Annotated in this window: 17 protein-coding genes; 9 read left to right on the plus strand and 8 right to left on the minus strand. The window is 61.4% G+C overall.

Annotated elements, in window-relative coordinates:
- Nucleotides 1-3 precede the first annotated feature (3 nt).
- The 5 genes from ccmA to LGQ03_RS01510 are packed head-to-tail and all read left to right on the plus strand — an operon-like array spanning nt 4 to nt 2,707.
- Nucleotides 4-618: a heme ABC exporter ATP-binding protein CcmA gene (gene ccmA / locus LGQ03_RS01490; RefSeq protein WP_226746964.1), complete on the plus strand. Its 615-nt coding sequence runs from the start codon at nt 4-6 to the stop codon at nt 616-618.
- A complete protein-coding gene (gene ccmB / locus LGQ03_RS01495) occupies nt 615-1,271 on the plus strand; it encodes a heme exporter protein CcmB (protein ID WP_226746965.1) in 657 nt (218 codons plus the stop codon). Before ccmA ends, ccmB begins: the two co-directional genes overlap by 4 nt.
- Nucleotides 1,272-1,313: 42 nt before the next feature.
- The gene (gene ccmC / locus LGQ03_RS01500) at nt 1,314-2,045 is read left to right on the plus strand and encodes a heme ABC transporter permease CcmC (RefSeq protein ID WP_226746966.1); all 732 of its coding nucleotides are present in this window, start codon (nt 1,314-1,316) and stop codon (nt 2,043-2,045) included.
- Nucleotides 2,038-2,178: a heme exporter protein CcmD gene (gene ccmD, locus LGQ03_RS01505; protein WP_226746967.1), complete on the plus strand. Its 141-nt coding sequence runs from the start codon at nt 2,038-2,040 to the stop codon at nt 2,176-2,178. The genes ccmC and ccmD overlap by 8 nt, the downstream gene beginning before the upstream one ends.
- Nucleotides 2,171-2,707 (plus strand): DsbE family thiol:disulfide interchange protein, encoded by a 537-nt coding sequence (locus LGQ03_RS01510; protein ID WP_090159359.1) that lies wholly within the window; start codon nt 2,171-2,173, stop codon nt 2,705-2,707. The genes ccmD and LGQ03_RS01510 overlap by 8 nt, the downstream gene beginning before the upstream one ends.
- A gap of 153 nt (nt 2,708-2,860) precedes the next feature.
- Here the strand turns inward: LGQ03_RS01510 and acnA are convergent, their stop codons facing one another.
- Nucleotides 2,861-5,638 carry an aconitate hydratase AcnA gene (gene acnA, locus LGQ03_RS01515; protein WP_226746968.1) on the minus strand — a complete coding sequence of 926 codons (2,778 nt, stop codon included), beginning with the start codon at nt 5,636-5,638 and terminating at the stop codon, nt 2,861-2,863.
- A 225-nt stretch (nt 5,639-5,863) separates the two neighbouring features.
- Here acnA and LGQ03_RS01520 point away from each other — a divergent pair, with 225 nt between their 5' ends.
- Complete coding sequence (locus LGQ03_RS01520; RefSeq protein WP_226746969.1) at nt 5,864-6,559, plus strand: DUF1223 domain-containing protein; 696 nt, start codon at nt 5,864-5,866, stop codon at nt 6,557-6,559.
- Here the strand turns inward: LGQ03_RS01520 and LGQ03_RS01525 are convergent.
- From LGQ03_RS01525 to purB, 4 genes are all read right to left on the minus strand, one after another.
- Nucleotides 6,556-7,410, minus strand: a complete 855-nt coding sequence (locus tag LGQ03_RS01525) for a lysophospholipid acyltransferase family protein (RefSeq protein WP_226746970.1) — start codon at nt 7,408-7,410, stop codon at nt 6,556-6,558. The genes LGQ03_RS01520 and LGQ03_RS01525 overlap by 4 nt on opposite strands.
- 66 nt (nt 7,411-7,476) lie before the next feature.
- A complete protein-coding gene (locus tag LGQ03_RS01530; protein ID WP_226746971.1) occupies nt 7,477-8,526 on the minus strand; it encodes a FliG C-terminal domain-containing protein in 1,050 nt (349 codons plus the stop codon).
- Nucleotides 8,527-8,592: 66 nt separating this feature from the next.
- The gene (locus LGQ03_RS01535; protein WP_226746972.1) at nt 8,593-8,745 is read right to left on the minus strand and encodes a hypothetical protein; all 153 of its coding nucleotides are present in this window, start codon (nt 8,743-8,745) and stop codon (nt 8,593-8,595) included.
- A gap of 73 nt (nt 8,746-8,818) precedes the next feature.
- Nucleotides 8,819-10,120, minus strand: a complete 1,302-nt coding sequence (gene purB / locus LGQ03_RS01540; protein ID WP_226746973.1) for an adenylosuccinate lyase — start codon at nt 10,118-10,120, stop codon at nt 8,819-8,821.
- 75 nt (nt 10,121-10,195) lie between these two features.
- Between purB and LGQ03_RS01545 the strand changes: the two genes are divergently transcribed.
- Together LGQ03_RS01545 and LGQ03_RS01550 are read left to right on the plus strand one after the other, a co-directional pair.
- Complete coding sequence (locus LGQ03_RS01545; protein WP_226746974.1) at nt 10,196-10,615, plus strand: DUF6314 family protein; 420 nt, start codon at nt 10,196-10,198, stop codon at nt 10,613-10,615.
- 67 nt (nt 10,616-10,682) lie between these two features.
- Complete coding sequence (locus LGQ03_RS01550) at nt 10,683-11,282, plus strand: biotin transporter BioY (protein WP_226746975.1); 600 nt, start codon at nt 10,683-10,685, stop codon at nt 11,280-11,282.
- A 12-nt stretch (nt 11,283-11,294) separates the two neighbouring features.
- Here the strand turns inward: LGQ03_RS01550 and LGQ03_RS01555 are convergent, their stop codons facing one another.
- From LGQ03_RS01555 to LGQ03_RS01565, 3 genes are all read right to left on the minus strand, one after another.
- Nucleotides 11,295-12,116 (minus strand): GGDEF domain-containing protein, encoded by an 822-nt coding sequence (locus tag LGQ03_RS01555; RefSeq protein WP_226746976.1) that lies wholly within the window; start codon nt 12,114-12,116, stop codon nt 11,295-11,297.
- 50 nt (nt 12,117-12,166) lie between these two features.
- Nucleotides 12,167-14,638 (minus strand): penicillin acylase family protein, encoded by a 2,472-nt coding sequence (locus LGQ03_RS01560; RefSeq protein ID WP_226746977.1) that lies wholly within the window; start codon nt 14,636-14,638, stop codon nt 12,167-12,169.
- 69 nt (nt 14,639-14,707) lie between these two features.
- Nucleotides 14,708-15,055 carry a DUF4345 family protein gene (locus LGQ03_RS01565; RefSeq protein WP_226746978.1) on the minus strand — a complete coding sequence of 116 codons (348 nt, stop codon included), beginning with the start codon at nt 15,053-15,055 and terminating at the stop codon, nt 14,708-14,710.
- A gap of 237 nt (nt 15,056-15,292) precedes the next feature.
- Between LGQ03_RS01565 and LGQ03_RS01570 the strand changes: the two genes are divergently transcribed.
- Nucleotides 15,293-15,667: an NUDIX hydrolase gene (locus LGQ03_RS01570; RefSeq protein ID WP_226746979.1), complete on the plus strand. Its 375-nt coding sequence runs from the start codon at nt 15,293-15,295 to the stop codon at nt 15,665-15,667.
- Nucleotide 15,668 lies beyond the last annotated feature (1 nt).

Here is a 15,668-nt window from a genome sequence, read left to right on the forward strand (position 1 = left end):
GCCGTGTTGCAGGTCACCGACCTGCGCTGCGCCCGTGGGGGCGTGCCTGTTCTGGAACGGGTGTCGTTCGCGCTGAACCCCGGAGAGGCCATGATCCTGCGCGGTCCGAACGGTGTGGGCAAGACGACGCTGCTGCGCACCATGGCCGGGTTGCAACCTCCCTTGTCCGGGACCGTGGATTACCCCGAGGGCAGCGGTGCCTATGCCAGCCATGCCGACGGAATCAAATCCGCGCTGACGGTGACGGAAAACCTGACGTTCTGGGCACAGATTCACGACCGCAGCGTGCCAGAGACGGCCTATGCGGCATTCGACCTGCATGACCTGCGTGACCGGCTGGCGGGCACGTTGTCAGCGGGGCAAAAACGCAGGCTGGGTCTGGCCCGTCTTGCCGTGATCGGTCGATCCGTGCTGTTTCTGGATGAACCGACGGTCAGTCTGGATAATTTCTCGGTTCGGATGTTTGCCGACTGGATGCGCGACGCACATCTGGGGCAGGGTGGTTGCGCCGTGATCGCCACTCATATCGACCTCGGGCTAGATGTTCCGGCGCTGGATCTGACGCCCTATATCGCGGCGGCGGATGCAGACGGCGGCGCGGACGCGGCGTTCCTGTGATTGCGCTTTTGTTGCGGGATCTGCGGTTGTCAGTTCGCGCAGGGGGCGGGTTTGGCCTTGGACTTGCGTTTTTCCTGATCGTCGTCGTTTTAGTGCCATTCGGCGTCGGGCCTGACCGGGTCATTCTGACCCCCATCGCGCCGGGCATCCTGTGGGTCGCGGCGTTGCTGGCGGCCCTGTTGTCGCTGGACCGGATCTTTGCACTGGATTTCGAGGATGGTTCGCTGCCATTACTGGCCACGGCACCGATCCCGCTGGAAGGCGTGGCCCTGTCCAAGGCAGTGTCACACTGGATCACCACCGGGTTACCCCTGACATGTGTCGCACCCGTGCTGGGGTTTTTCCTGAACATGGCGCCAGGTGCCTATGTCTGGCTATTGGCGTCGCTGGCGCTTGGCGCGCCGGCCCTGTCGATGATCGGCACATTCGGCGCTGCCCTGACGGTGGGTCTGCGGCGTGGCGGTCTTTTGTTGTCGCTGCTGGTCTTGCCGCTGTATATTCCGACGCTGATGTTTGGTGCCGAGGCCGTGCGACGCGGGGCGGATGGCAGCGGGGTCACAGCACCCCTGATGTTGGTGGGGGTTATCACGTTGGGCTGTTTTGCGCTGCTACCCTTTGCCACGGCAGCCGCCTTGCGGATCAATCTGCGGTGAATTGGGATTGAGCGGGGCACGCCCCGAGGATAGGTAAACGTCATGTCGATGTGGGAATATGCAAATCCGAAACGGTTCATGGAATGGACGGCGCCCGTCGTGCCATGGGCCTTTGGCCTGTCCGGTGTTCTGGTCGTCGGCGGGTTGTTCTGGGGCTTTTTCCTGACGCCCGATGCCGACAAATTCGGGTCGACGGTCAAGATCATCTATCTGCATGTTCCGGCGGCGCTCATGGCGATCAATGCATGGTTCATGATGCTGGTGGCCAGTGTCATCTGGGTGATCCGCAGGCACCATGTCAGCGCCCTTGCCGCACGGGCGGCAGCGCCTGTGGGGATGGTCATGACCGTGATCGCGCTGGTGACGGGGGCGATATGGGGCATGCCGACCTGGGGGACCTATTGGGTCTGGGATCCGCGGCTGACCAGTTTCATGATCCTGTTCCTGTTTTATCTGGGCTATATGGCCCTGTGGGAGGCGATCGACGATCCCGACACGGCGGCTGATCTGACGGCGGTGCTCTGCATCGTGGGGTCGATCTTTGCGATCCTTTCGCGCTACGCAGTGCGGTTCTGGAACCAGGGACTGCATCAGGGCACATCCGTACCGGTTGTGACGGGTGGACGCACCATCGCCGATATCTATTTCATTCCACTGGTGATCTGCATGTTCGGTTTTGGCATTCTGTTCATCGCACTTGTGCTGCTGCGCACCCGGACCGAGATCCGCGCCCGCCGCATGCGCGCGCTGACCGCGAGGGCTGCACGTGCCTGAACTGGGGGATTACACCGTCTACGTGATATCGTCCTATGTCGCGACAATCGTCCTGCTGGTCGCCATCATCGGGCTGAGCTGGCGTCGTTCCCGGCGGGTCAAACGTGCGCTGGAGGACATCGAACGTGGCTAAGGTATCGCCACTGCTGATCGTGCCGCCGCTGGTGTTTGCCGGTCTTGCCGCGCTGTTTTACGGCGGGTTGATGCGGGACAATGCCGGTGAAATTCCGTCGACATTCATCGGCCAGACAGCCCCTGCCTTGCCCGACGAGGCGGTGTCCGGCACGACGCTGCTGACGGCGGCAGATTTGTCCGCTGGCGAGGTCACGATCGTGAATTTCTGGGCCAGCTGGTGCCCGCCCTGCCGGGCGGAACACCCGACCTTGCAGGCTTTGTCCGATGCGGGCTACCGCGTGGCAGGCGTCAATTTCCGCGATCAGGCGGATGATGCCGCGCGCTATCTGGCGGACGAGGGCGATCCGTTTTTCGCCACCGGGTTCGACCCGCGCGGACGGCGTGCCATTGACTGGGGCGTGACCGCGCCGCCCGAGACATTCATTGTGGGGCCGGATGGGACCGTGTTGCACCGTTTCATCGGACCGCTGATCGGGTCGGATTACGAACAGCGGTTCGTTCCGATGTTGGAGTCTGCGACCGAGTAAGGGTCTGGATCGCTGTGCGATCCAGATGCCTCCGGCGGGGATATTTTTGACCAGAAGAAGTCGGACGGTCGTGAAGTGCGATGATGTCCTGCGCCATGAAAAAGGCCCCGTCGGATTGTTCCGACGGGGCCCTTGTTTTCAGTGGAATGCAGTTCAGGCGACTTTGGCCAGATTGCGCAGGACGTAGTGCAGAACGCCACCGTGTTCGACGTATTCGATTTCGATCGCGGTATCGATACGGCACTTGATCTGGATATCCTTGGTCGTGCCGTCAGCATAGGTAATCTGTGCTGTGCACATCTGCTGCGGTTTGACCTCGGACAGCCCGTCGATGGTGACCGTTTCCTCGCCCGTCAGGTTCAGGGTCTTGCGGTTGCCGTCGCCGGTGAATTCGAACGGTACCACACCGAAACCCACGAGGTTGGAGCGGTGGATCCGTTCAAAGTTCTCGGCGATGACGGCCTTGACGCCCAACAGGGCCGTGCCCTTGGCCGCCCAGTCACGGCTGGACCCGGCACCGTATTGTTCGCCCGCAATCACGACCAGCGGTTTGCCACCTTCTTGATAAGCCATGGCGGCGTCAAAGATCGATGTCTGCTGTCCGTCGGGGCCCTTGGTGTAGCCGCCCTCGACGCCGTCCAGCATCTCGTTCTTGATGCGGATGTTGGCAAAGGTACCGCGCATCATCACCTCGTGGTTGCCGCGACGCGACCCGTAGGAGTTGAATTCGCGCACGGGCACCTGACGATCAGTGAGATACTGACCGGCGGGGCTGCTTTCCTTGAACGAACCGGCAGGGCTGATGTGGTCAGTGGTGACCATATCGCCCAGCAGCGCGAGGATCTTTGCATCCTTGACGCTGGCGATGCTGCCCGGGTCCTTGGCCATGCCCTGGAAATAGGGCGGGTTCTGGACGTAGGTGGACTGCGGCGGCCAGTTGTAGGTTTCGGAGTCGACGACCTCGACCGACTGCCATTTTTCGTCGCCTTTGAACACATCAGCATATTTCGACATGAAGGCTTCACGCGTGACGGTGCGTTCGACCAGATCGGCGATTTCCTTTTGGGTGGGCCAGATGTCCTTGAGGTAGACGTCGTTGCCGTCCTTGTCCTTGCCCAGGCTGTCCTTGGTGATGTCGACGTTCATGTCGCCGACCAGCGCATAGGCCACGACCAGCGGCGGTGATGCCAGATAGTTGGCGCGCACGTCAGGGCTGATCCGACCTTCGAAGTTGCGGTTGCCGGACAGGACAGACACGCCGATCACGTCGTAATCGTTGATCGCCTTACTGATTTCGGGTTCCAGCGGGCCGGAGTTGCCGATGCAGGTGGTGCAACCATAGCCGACCAGGTGGAAATCCAGAGCATCCAGATCCTCTTGCAGGCCGGCGGCCTCGAGGTATTCGGACACGACCTGCGATCCGGGTGCGAGCGAGGTTTTCACCCAGGGTTTGCGGGTGAGGCCAAGCGCGCGCGCCTTGCGTGCAACCAGACCGGCCCCGATCATGACATAGGGGTTCGAGGTGTTCGTGCAGGATGTGATCGAGGCGATCACGATGCTGCCGTCATGGATCTGGTAGTTTTCACCGTTGGGGTTGTTCACATATCCACGGGCATGGTGACCTTCGTCGCCGGGGATCTGGGCGGGTTCAGGCTGGCCGCCTTCGCCTTCCCAACGGATTTCCGAGTTGACCGAGGCGTCCTTGCCTGCGCGGACGCCCTTGACGTATTCGCCAAAGGCCGTTGCGGCAACATCAAGGTTGATGTGATCCTGAGGACGTTTCGGCCCCGAAATGGCGGGCACGACGGTGCTCATGTCCAGTTCCAGCGTGTCGGTGTAGACGGGTTCGTAATCTGCACCGCGCCAGAAACCGTTTTCCTTGGCGTAGGCTTCGACCAGTGCGATGCGGTCCTCGTCACGGCCGGTCAGACGCAGATATTTCAGGGTTTCGTTGTCGATCGGGAAATAACCGCAGGTGGCACCGTATTCGGGGGCCATGTTGCCGATCGTGGCGCGGTCTGCCAGCGGCAGGTTGTCCAGGCCAGGGCCATAAAATTCTACGAACTTGCTGACGACGCCCTTTGCGCGCAGCATTTCCACGACCTTCAGCACGAGGTCGGTTGCGGTCGTGCCTTCGGTCATTTCGCCGGTCAGCTTGAAGCCGACGACCTCGGGGATGAGCATGGAGACAGGCTGGCCCAGCATCGCGGCCTCGGCCTCGATCCCGCCGACACCCCAGCCCAGAACGGCCAGGCCGTTGACCATGGTGGTATGGCTGTCGGTGCCGACCAGCGTATCGGGATAGGCGACGGTGACGCCATTCTGGTCGGTGTCAGTCCAGACGGTCTGCGCCAGATATTCCAGGTTCACCTGGTGGCAGATGCCCGTGCCCGGCGGCACCACGCGGAAGTTGTTGAACGCCTTTTGGCCCCACTTCAGGAACTGGTAGCGTTCCATGTTCCGTTCGTATTCGCGGTCCACGTTCATCTGGAATGCACGCGGATTGCCGAATTCGTCGATCATGACAGAGTGGTCGATGACAAGATCGACGGGGTTCAGCGGATTGATCTGCTGCGCGTCACCGCCAAGGGCCACGATGCCGTCGCGCATGGCGGCGAGGTCGACCACGGCAGGCACGCCGGTGAAATCCTGCATCAGCACGCGGGCAGGGCGGTAGGCGATCTCGATCGGGTTCTTGCCACCGTTTTCAGCCCAGGTAGCAAAGGCCTTGATGTCGTCTGTGGTGACGGTCTTGCCGTCCTCGAACCGCAGCATGTTTTCCAAAACGACCTTGAGTGCTGCCGGCAGACGCGAAAAGTCGCCCAAGCCAGCGGCCGTCGCCGCGTCGATGGAATAATAGTCGACCGACTGGTCGCCAACGGTCAGGGTCTTACGGGTTTTTGCGGTATCGGTGCCGACGGTGACGGTCATGATGTCCCTTTCAGTGTGGGCGTTGATGCAGTTCTCTTGCCTCGTTTTGCCGTAGCTGACGCAAGGGATCAAGGCCTAGTACGCATTTTTGTATACATCTGCATACAAAGTTGATGTGGCCATTGTGTTGCAGTCGCGATGATGTCCGCTTCTGTCGCGATTGCTTGATTGGTCATTTCAAGACGCAGGCTGTACCTCGTGCATCATCATGACAGGAGTTCATTGATGCGTCATCTCATTGCAGCGCTATCTTGCGCGATTGCGCTGGCTGGCCCGGCTGGTGCCCAACAATCCGGCACAGTGGTCGAACTTTACACCTCGCAGGGGTGTTCCAGTTGCCCGCCAGCGGATCGTTTGCTGGCCCAGATGGCGGACCGCGACGATGTGATCGCGATTGCGCTGCATGTCGATTATTGGGACTATATCGGCTGGACCGACGATCTGGCCCGGCCGGAATACACCCAGCGACAACGCGCCTACGCCCAGCGGTGGAACGCCAAGAATGTCTACACCCCCCAGATGGTGATTGCAGGTGCAGTCGGCGTCGTTGGCAGTGACCCTGGCGCGGTCATGAACGCGATGGCGGTTCATCGCAACACCGCCAGCCCCATTGCGCTGGAGGTTTTGCGCCGAGGGGACGGTTTACACATTTCCGCACGCGCCATAGGGGACGTTCCGGCGCAGGCGCTGGTGCAGGTCGTCAGTCTGACCCATTCCGTAACGCGCAATATCGAACGCGGTGAAAATGCTGGTAAAACAATAGACTATCGCAATGTCGTGACAGGCTGGCAGAACGCCGGCATATGGACGACAGCACAGCCCGCCCGCCTGTCCGTGCCATTGGATCATGCGGGGCCTGTGGTTGTCATCGTGCAGGACGGGACGTCCGGTCCGATCCTGGGGGCTGTCAAACTGCCCTAGCGGGCCGGTTTCCAGCGGCGGTGGATCCAGAACCATTGTGCAGGGTGCCGCGCGATACGCTCTTCCAATGCGGCAGTGGCGGTCTGCATCATCTCCAGCGGATCACCATGCGGAATGGGGGCATCCACCTCGACCGCGAACGACAGGCCATCGCGTTGCCGGATGCCGAAATAAGGGATCAAGAGCGCGTTGAAACGCAGCGCCATTTCGGCAGCTGACAATGACGTAAACGCATCCTGTCCCAAAAACGGCGTGGCGGTTCCCTCGCTGACGTGCACATCGAACAAGAGCGTTCCCATGCCACCTGATTTGATGTGGCGCGCAAAACCCATCGTTCCGCGACTGCCCTGCGCAAAGACGGGTCCGCCCCAGCTGGTCATGGTTTCGCGGTAGTGCGCATCGACATAGCCATTCGACATCGGGCGATACAGCCCGCCAATCGTCAGGCCCGATTGGGTCAAGACATGGCGCGGTGCCTCGAAATTTCCGAAATGGCCGGTCACGAAAATCACCGGTCGGCCCGTGTCGCGCGCCTCTTGCAGCGCATCCAGTCCGTCACCAGTCGGTGTCGTGCCACGCAGATGGGCACCGAATTCCTGGTAGGAATAGTTTTCGATCAGCGTGCGCCCGAAATTGTCGCAGACCAGATCGGCAATCTTTTGTCTGTCTTGTGGTGTCAGATCGGGCCGAACCTGCGCCAGATTGGCCAGCGCCCGTTTGCGATAGCCTGCCAGTGGCCCGAATGTGCCCGCCACAAGCCGTCCCATCAGCGCAACGCGTTTGGTGTACGGCAGCCGCATCAACCCGGCCAGCACGGCCCGAAGCGCCGTATCCTGAAGTTTCTCGGACATGCTGCCGGTGATTTTTTCGCTCTGCATAGGTCAGCGTTAGCGACACCGCCGCTGTTTGAAAAGGGGTCAGGGTGCCTCGGTCTGGATCAGGCTGATCCGCCCGCTGTCAGCTTGCGCGCGGACAGCTGCACTGACGATGCTCATGGCGGATTCACCCGCCTGGGCAGAAACCTCGCCCAGATCTTCGATGGTGTCGCGGATCTGGCTGGCCATGCGTTGCGACAGACTATCGAGGATGAAGGTGGCGGTCGTCGCAGCATCATTGCCGGTTGCCGTTGCATAGGCCATCGCCGTCGCAAGATCGTCCGGGGCGATATCGCGCAGGCACATCGGCAGGTCCACTGGTCGGACACGTGCGGGAATATCCTCGAACGTGAAAATGGATTTGCGCACATCCGCGGCAAACCCTTGGTCATCGGCGTCCAACCCGGTCAGCAGCGTTTCGCGCATGGATGGTTTGGCCGCGTTCAGGATCGCGCCGACCCGTTTGCCTGGCGGGGCAGTGAACGCGGTGTCAGGCGTGGTGCTGTAGTTTGCGATCAGTGCCGCGCCGATCCGTGCGACAGCCTGCGGGGCGATTGTTTCGGTCTGTTTGATCCCGACCGCGAGGCGACGCGCAAGATCACCCGGCAGTTTTCCCAGCAGTTCTGCCGCGCGCGGGACAGGCAGTTTCGACATCAGGATCGCGCCGATGTGGATGTTTTCCGCCATCAGAATGCGCTGGATCGTCTCGTTGTCAAGGTTGATCAGCCGGTCCCACGGGTCGGCATTGTCTGGCCCCGTGACCCGACCGCGCAGACGTGTCGCGATGTAGGGTGACAGATGGTCTGACAGTGCATCCAGCGCAGCCGCCACGCCCCCTGGCGCACTCAGACCGATGGCATCCAGCAGATCCGCGAATTCCGCAGCGACGGCATTGACCGTATCGCGGTCGACCAGACGAATGGACGCCAGTTCAGCGGTCAGATCCTCTTGCAGACGGTCGGGCAGGTCGGCCAACGACAATTTGCTGCCATCGCTGATCAGGAGTTGCACGATGATCGCAGCCTTGCGCCGTCGGGACAGCGGCAGGATGTGATCGGTCGCGGACTGGGGCAGGTCGGGTTCATGGCGCATGCCATGGTGATATCCCTGCGATCATGAACGGACCCTGAACGCAGGGGGTCCGTTCACAGATTTTGTTCAGCTGCTGACGACGGGCACGCAGGTGCCGGTCTCGTGGTCCATCATCGCACCCTCGGGGCAGGACATGGCCGTCTCGCTGCTGCTGCACCCTGCGGCAAAGGCCGTCGCAGGGGACAAAAGAAACAGCGCAAGGATCGTTCGTGCAATCATCGTACTTCTCCCTTTTTGAGGTGAAGCAATATTAGCACGCGATTGACCCTGCGTCACCTGCGACAGATCGGAGCTATCCGAAAACCCGCGCAAAGATCGTGTCGACATGTTTGGTATGATAGCCAAGGTCGAATTTCTCGCGGATTTCATCCTCGGACAACACGGCCGTCACCTCGGAGTCGGCCAGCAGTTCGGTCTGGAAATCCTTGCCTTCTTCCCACACTTTCATGGCGTTGCGCTGCACCAGACGGTAAGCGTCCTCGCGGCTGGTGCCGGCCTGCGTCAGGGCCAGCAACACCCGCTGCGACATCACCAGGCCGCGGAACTTGTTCATGTTGTCCAGCATGTTCTGCGGATAGATGACCAGTTTCTCGATCAATCCGGCCAGACGGTGCAGGGCGAAATCCAGCGTCACGGTGGTGTCGGGCCCGATGGCGCGTTCGACCGACGAATGGCTGATGTCGCGCTCGTGCCACAGGGTCACGTTTTCCAGCGCGGGGACCACCGACATGCGCACCAGGCGGGCCAGACCGGTCAGGTTTTCGGTCAGGACCGGGTTTCGCTTGTGCGGCATGGCAGAGCTGCCTTTTTGTCCCTTGGAAAAGAACTCTTCGGCCTCCAGCACCTCGGTGCGCTGCATGTGACGCACCTCGGTAGCGATGTTTTCAATGCTGGATGCGATGACGCCCAGCGTGGCAAAGAACATGGCATGGCGGTCGCGGGGGATGACCTGAGTGCTGATCGGTTCGGGCGTCAGGCCCATCTGCGCGCAGACGTGTTCCTCGACCGCGGGGTCGATATTGGCGAATGTGCCGACAGCACCCGAAATCGCACCCGTGGCGATTTCCTCGCGGGCGGCGACCAGGCGGCGGCGGCCACGGTCCATTTCGGCATAGAACCGTGCAAAGGTCAGGCCCATGGTCGTTGGTTCCGCGTGAATGCCATGGCTGCGCCCGATGCGCACCGTGTCCTTGTGTTCCATCGCGCGGGCTTTCAGCGCGGCCAGAACGCGATCCATCCCGTCCAGCAGCAGATCGGCAGCGCGGGTCAACTGCACGTTTAACGTCGTGTCCAGCACGTCCGATGACGTCATGCCCTGGTGGACAAAACGCGCGTCCTCGGACCCGATGTGTTCGGCCAGATGCGTCAGGAAAGCAATGACATCGTGTTTCGTCACCGCTTCGATTTCGTCGATGCGGGCCACGTCAAATGTCACATCTTTGGCTTTCCACACCGCGTCGGCATTGGCCTGCGGGATCACGCCCAGCTTGGCCATCGCGTCGCAGGCATGCGCCTCGATTTCGTACCAGATGCGGTATTTCGTGGCGGGCTCCCAGATGGCGACCATGTCGGGGCGGGAATAACGTGGGATCATTGGGCGGGCCTTTCGGGTTGGCAGCGGGATCGCGCGCGTCATACTGCCGTCAGGCAGGAATGGAAAGGCACCGGCATGACCCTGGGGCAAGAGGATTTCGCGGGCACATGGCAGATCGCCCGGCAGATCGACGACAGGCATGCGTGCCAGCGCGGCACATTTGCAGGCCATGCCGTGCTGACACCGGACGGCGCGGGCGGTCTGCGCTATCATGAAACCGGTGTGCTTCGACTGGGGAACGGTCCGGGTTTTCGGGCCGAGAGGGTCTATCTGTGGACCTTTGGTGCTGACGGGATCGCGGTGCAGTTCAGTGACGGGCGCGATTTTCATGCGTTCACGCCCCAAGGCATGGCGGCAGGCACGGACCACCCCTGCGGGTCTGATTATTACCGCGTCACCTATGATTTCACGCGCTGGCCCGCGTGGCAGAGCGTCTGGATCGTTACGGGCCCGGCCAAGAATTATACCATGACCAGCGCATATCGCCGGGGTTGAGCCCTTGCGCCCCCGCAAACGCTGCGTCAAACATGAGTGACCATTTGTTCGAACAGGAGTGACGCGCATGGCGCTGACATTGACAGATAAAGTGCTGGGTGAATCCTTTGGCGCGACCGAAGGCACGGCCCTGCGGGTAAAGCAGGTGGCGCTGGTCATCGCAGGCATCGCGTTCCTTGCGATTGCCGCCAAGATCAAGGTGCCGATGTGGCCCGTTCCGATCACGATGGGAACCTTTGCCGTGCTGACGCTGGGGGCGGCCTATGGTCCGCGCCTGGGTCTGGTCACGATCATGGGTTACATGATCCTGGGTGCGCTGGGGTTGGACGTTTTTGCAGGCACCGGTGCGGATGCATCCGGCCTGACCTACATGCTGGGCGGCACAGGCGGCTATCTGGTGGGTTATGTTCTGGCGACCGTGATGCTGGGTTTTGCCGCGCGCGCAGGCTATGATCGCAGTGTCAAGGGCATGGTTGCCGCGTTGATCGCAGGCAATGTCGCAATCTACGTTCCGGGTCTGCTGTGGCTTGGCGTGCTGTACGGCTGGGACCAGCCGATCGTCGCCTGGGGTCTGACACCGTTCTTGGTCGGCGACCTGGTCAAGCTGGTGCTGGCGGCGCTGCTGGTGCCCAGCTTGTGGAAGCTGGTCGCAAACGCCCGCGGCTGACGGCAACCGCAGTCAAGTGATGGGGGCGCTGCGTGATCGCAGTGCCCCTTTTTCATGGAAAATGGCAGATTGCCTGGCCCCCGGAACCTGTTGCTTGCGATAGACCAGACATGCGCCGCCTTTCTTTTTGGCGGCATAAAGCGCCCAGTCAGCCTCTGCCATGATGCGAATGACAGTCTGATCTGCCGTCAATCGGGCAGCACCAGCCGACATCCGCAGCACGAGGTCCTGTCCACCCTCGGAAATGTTGAACCGAACCCCCGCGCAGATCACGCTTTCGATGTGGTCGAGTTGGAAAACCGGGTTTTCCGCCAGAACCAGGATGCCGAATTCATCCCCGCCCAGTCGTGCAACGCAGACGTGGGGACCCTGCAACCGATGCAACTGTGCGGCAATGGCCAAAAGTGCGCGATCACCCGTCGCATGGCCAAGCGTGTCGTTGATCGACTTGAAGCAATCGCCATCAAGGATCGCAAGGAAGCCGGGCATGCCTGCGTCGATCGCGGCGGTGGTGGCTGCGATAAAGGCCCGCCGGTTCGGCAGGCTGGTCAATGTGTCCGTATCCGCCAAAGCACGCAGCTTCGCGCGGCTTTTCTCTGCAACGTGAAAACTGACGACGACCATCGCCACAAAGGGGAATGCCGAAATGGCCGTCAGCATCAGACGCGGCCAGAACGGGTAGGCGATTTGTCCGATCAGAAACCATTCTGCGCTGACTGAAAACAGGTGAATGAAGACGGTCATCAGCGTGACCTTCAACATCAGGTCGACCCGCCCCTTTGGCATCATCCAACGGGCAATGGAAATCATGACTGAAAGCAGCTTTTGCAACATGCAAAAGACTTAGAGTGCATTCGTTATCAATAGATTAAAGCAAGCAGGCTTTAGTCGTCATTTTGCTGTGGGACCAGCGTCATGACGCCCAACGCAGCCCCACGCGCGAGCGCCGGGTCCAGCGACATCGGGATGTATTCGCCACGGCGCCACAATTCCCCCAGGTTGTCATAGTAGCGCGACAGGAAATGCCCGGACTGGCCAGTGGCCGTCACGAAAACAGAGCTGTCGGGGTCGGCAAAATCGTAGACGCCCCGGTAGCCTGCGGCATGGACGTTGCGAAACGGATTCGCACCTTCGCCTGCAGTGCGGCCGCGCATCAACGTGTTGTCCCCGCCGGACGTCGATTGGCGGATATTCACGAACCATTGCAGGACGGGGACGCCGCCCAGCGTCGGATGGTCGTGGGTCGCCTGATGCACATCGCCCCAACGCAGGGTTTCCAGGTTCGTGCCAAAGGAATCGTCGATCCACTGCAACGCGTCATCCAATGCCAGACGCGCCATGTCCGTACAGGTCTCGACCGGGGCGGACTGGATCACGTCGCACCAGGCCGATGCGCCGTCCACGTCGCGGAACACCCGTTCGACAAAGACCGGATCGACATGGGTAAATTCGGTCGCCAATGGCCCGAGGTCATCCTGAATAAGGCGTGTTTGCAGGGCACGCAGCCAGGCGGCATAGATCAAAGGCTCGGGCAGATGTTCGTTCATCTCTCCGTTCCAGTTGGCCAGCAGCGTTAGTGCGATCTGACGGCGACGCTCGGGTGTGCCGTCTGCGGCAGCCTCTCCGGTGAACCACAGGTCCGCACCGATCAGCGGCAGCAGGGCGCGCGCGGTGAAACTGACGGTGTCCAGCTGCGCCTCGATGAAACTGTCGCGCGTGTGGACCTGTCGGCTTTGCATCAGGCGACGCCAGCGGTTGATGCGCTGCGTATCGCCCCAGCGATAGCTGACATGGTTCGGAAACGGCCGGTCCACCGTCTTGTTGTTGGTATTTCCCAGAATGCCGCCTTCGGGGGCCACGAATTCGGGATTGTCGGCATAGGGCATGCGGCCCTGCCAGCGGTTTTCCGGCAAATAGCCATAGGCTGGCAGGCGGCCCCGGCTGATATGCATGGGGTCGCGTCGCGGGATCATGCCGATGGTTTTCATGGCGACATCAGTGCGGTCGGCCAGCGTCAGGTTCTGTGCGGGTGCCAGGTAGTCTTCGGCGGCGTCAATCGCGCCTTCGACGGTGCGGGCGCGCATCATGGCCATCGCGGCACTGACCGAGGTGTCGCGATCCGACAGGGCCGTCCATGACAGGGCCGCCACATGGCCGGGCGGTGTCACGCTGCCGACGTCGAACACATCTCCGGGCAGGACAGGTCCGTTTTCTGTCCAGCGCAAACGTAGCGTGATCGCGGGCGCGCCTTTGATCCGGATGATGCTGTCGCGCGACCGGAAATCCGCCCAGCCATCCGGCGTGCGATACTGGTTGGCGTTGTCGGGATTGATCTGTTCGAGGTGGATGTCCTGATCGTCGACATAGGCTGTGGTCACACCCCAACCGACATCCGCGCTGCGCCCGGACAGGACCACCGGCAGGCCGGGAATCGTGGCCCCGATCACGTCGCCCGTTTCCAGTTGCAACCGCGTCAGATACCAGATCGTCGGCGCGGTCAGTCCCAGGTGCGGGTCGTTCGCCAGGAGTGTCGAACCCGCGGCGGACCGGGTCAGACCGGCGGCCCAGGCGTTGGATGCGCCCGACAGCTCGTGTGATTTCAGTGGCGACAGGGGATCATCGTATACCCTGGTGCCGGATGTCGGTTGCGGCAGGTCACCCACCATCGCGCTGTATTCCGGAAGTGCGGCGACGCCGGACGATGGATCATCGGGCAGAATATCGGACAGGCGTGCGTTCGGCAGCATCAGCGAGGTCCGCGCGCGCAGAACCTCGTAGTCGGCCTGACCGGATAATTGCAGCGCCATCAGTTTCAGTACGGCGAGACTGTCGGCAGGCTGCCAGGGCGCGATGGCGTGATTGAATACCCACATTTCGGGCGCGCCGCGTCCGCGCGCGCCGCTGTTGATCTCGGCCAGCCAGGCATTGACCCCGGCGGCATAGGCATTCAGCGCGTCCATCGTCTGCGCATCCTGCGCCTGCACCGAGCTGACGGCAAGATTGTACAGATCGAGCCTGCGCAGCAGATTGTCGATGCTGACCGTCCGCTGACCAAAGAGTTCGGACAGACGCCCCTGCGCCGTACGGCGCAGCATGGTCATCTGCCACAACCGGTCCTGTGCATGGACATATCCCAGCGCATAGAAGGTGTCGGCATCCGTTTCGCCAAAGATATGCGGCACAGCAGCATTGTCGCGCACGATCTCGACCGGGGCAGAGATACCTGCGACGGCAAAATTGCCCTCGTAGTCAGGTAGGGACCGCGATGCGAAATACCAGATCAGCGTCACCGCCGCGACGAACAGGACGAACAGACCCGTCGCGATCCGCAGTAGCCACCGAAACATGAACGCCATGTGCAAACCCCCAAGTATGCGCCGATGGCCGTCTGTCTATCGACTAGGCGGGACCTGCGCCAGCGGGGTTCACAGGTTGATGACGATCGCCGTGACGCCAACCACGGCCTCTACCGCGAAAAAGATCCATTTCAGGCGGCTGGGACCGTCCAGCACGATCGAGGTGAGCCGGCCCACTGCACCGCCACCCCAGGCAAACCCGATCGCTGCATAGGCACCGGGCAGGCCAGTCAGAAGTGCTCCGACCCCCAGACCCACGAAGAGCGCACCGGAGGCAGCGCGGACCTCTGACAGGCCCATGGTGCTGTCGTTTTTGGTCGCGGTGTCCAGCACATCCATGGTGTAGCGCGGTGCCAGCCATCCGATGACACCGAAACCGATTGAAAGAAGAGCGAGCAGAATGTTGATGATGTCCATTGCGATGTGCCTTTGAAATTGCGTTGCGGTTCAACCTAGTGCGGTGGGTGGCCCCGCCCACCCACCCCTTTTCGGGGGTTTCACCCCCGGACCCCCGAGGATATTTTTGACCAGAAGAATGGCGCATGCGTCGCGGCACACAGGGGAACGCACATGCAAGACACTTTAAGCCATCGCTGGTGACCCGCCGCCGACATCCGGTTCAAGGCGCTTGGGTTGCATTGGTGCGGCGCAGCCATGCTGGCGGCAGCGGTGCCGGATGATGATGCACGCATCAAGGGCATGCGGCCGCTAGGCGGTTCGGTCAATTTTGGCGAAACGGCGCAAACCGCTGTCATACGCGAATTCAGGGAGGAATTGGGTATCGACGTCCAGACCATCGGCGCAGCTGACGATGTCGAGAATCTGTTCGTGCATCACGGTGCGCCAGGCCACGAAATCATTGCCGTCTTTGAGGTGGTTTTTCCGAATGGCGCATTTGACGGTGTCGACCGGATCGCATTTCACGAGGATAACGGCACCCTGTGTCACGCCAGTTGGGTCGATCCTGACACACTCGAACTGCCCGGGGGTCCGGCGCTGTATCCGGATGGGTTGCGCGGCATCATTTAAC

Origin of the sequence: Loktanella gaetbuli (assembly GCF_020531945.1) — a bacterium.
Lineage (GTDB): Bacteria > Pseudomonadota > Alphaproteobacteria > Rhodobacterales > Rhodobacteraceae > Loktanella > Loktanella gaetbuli.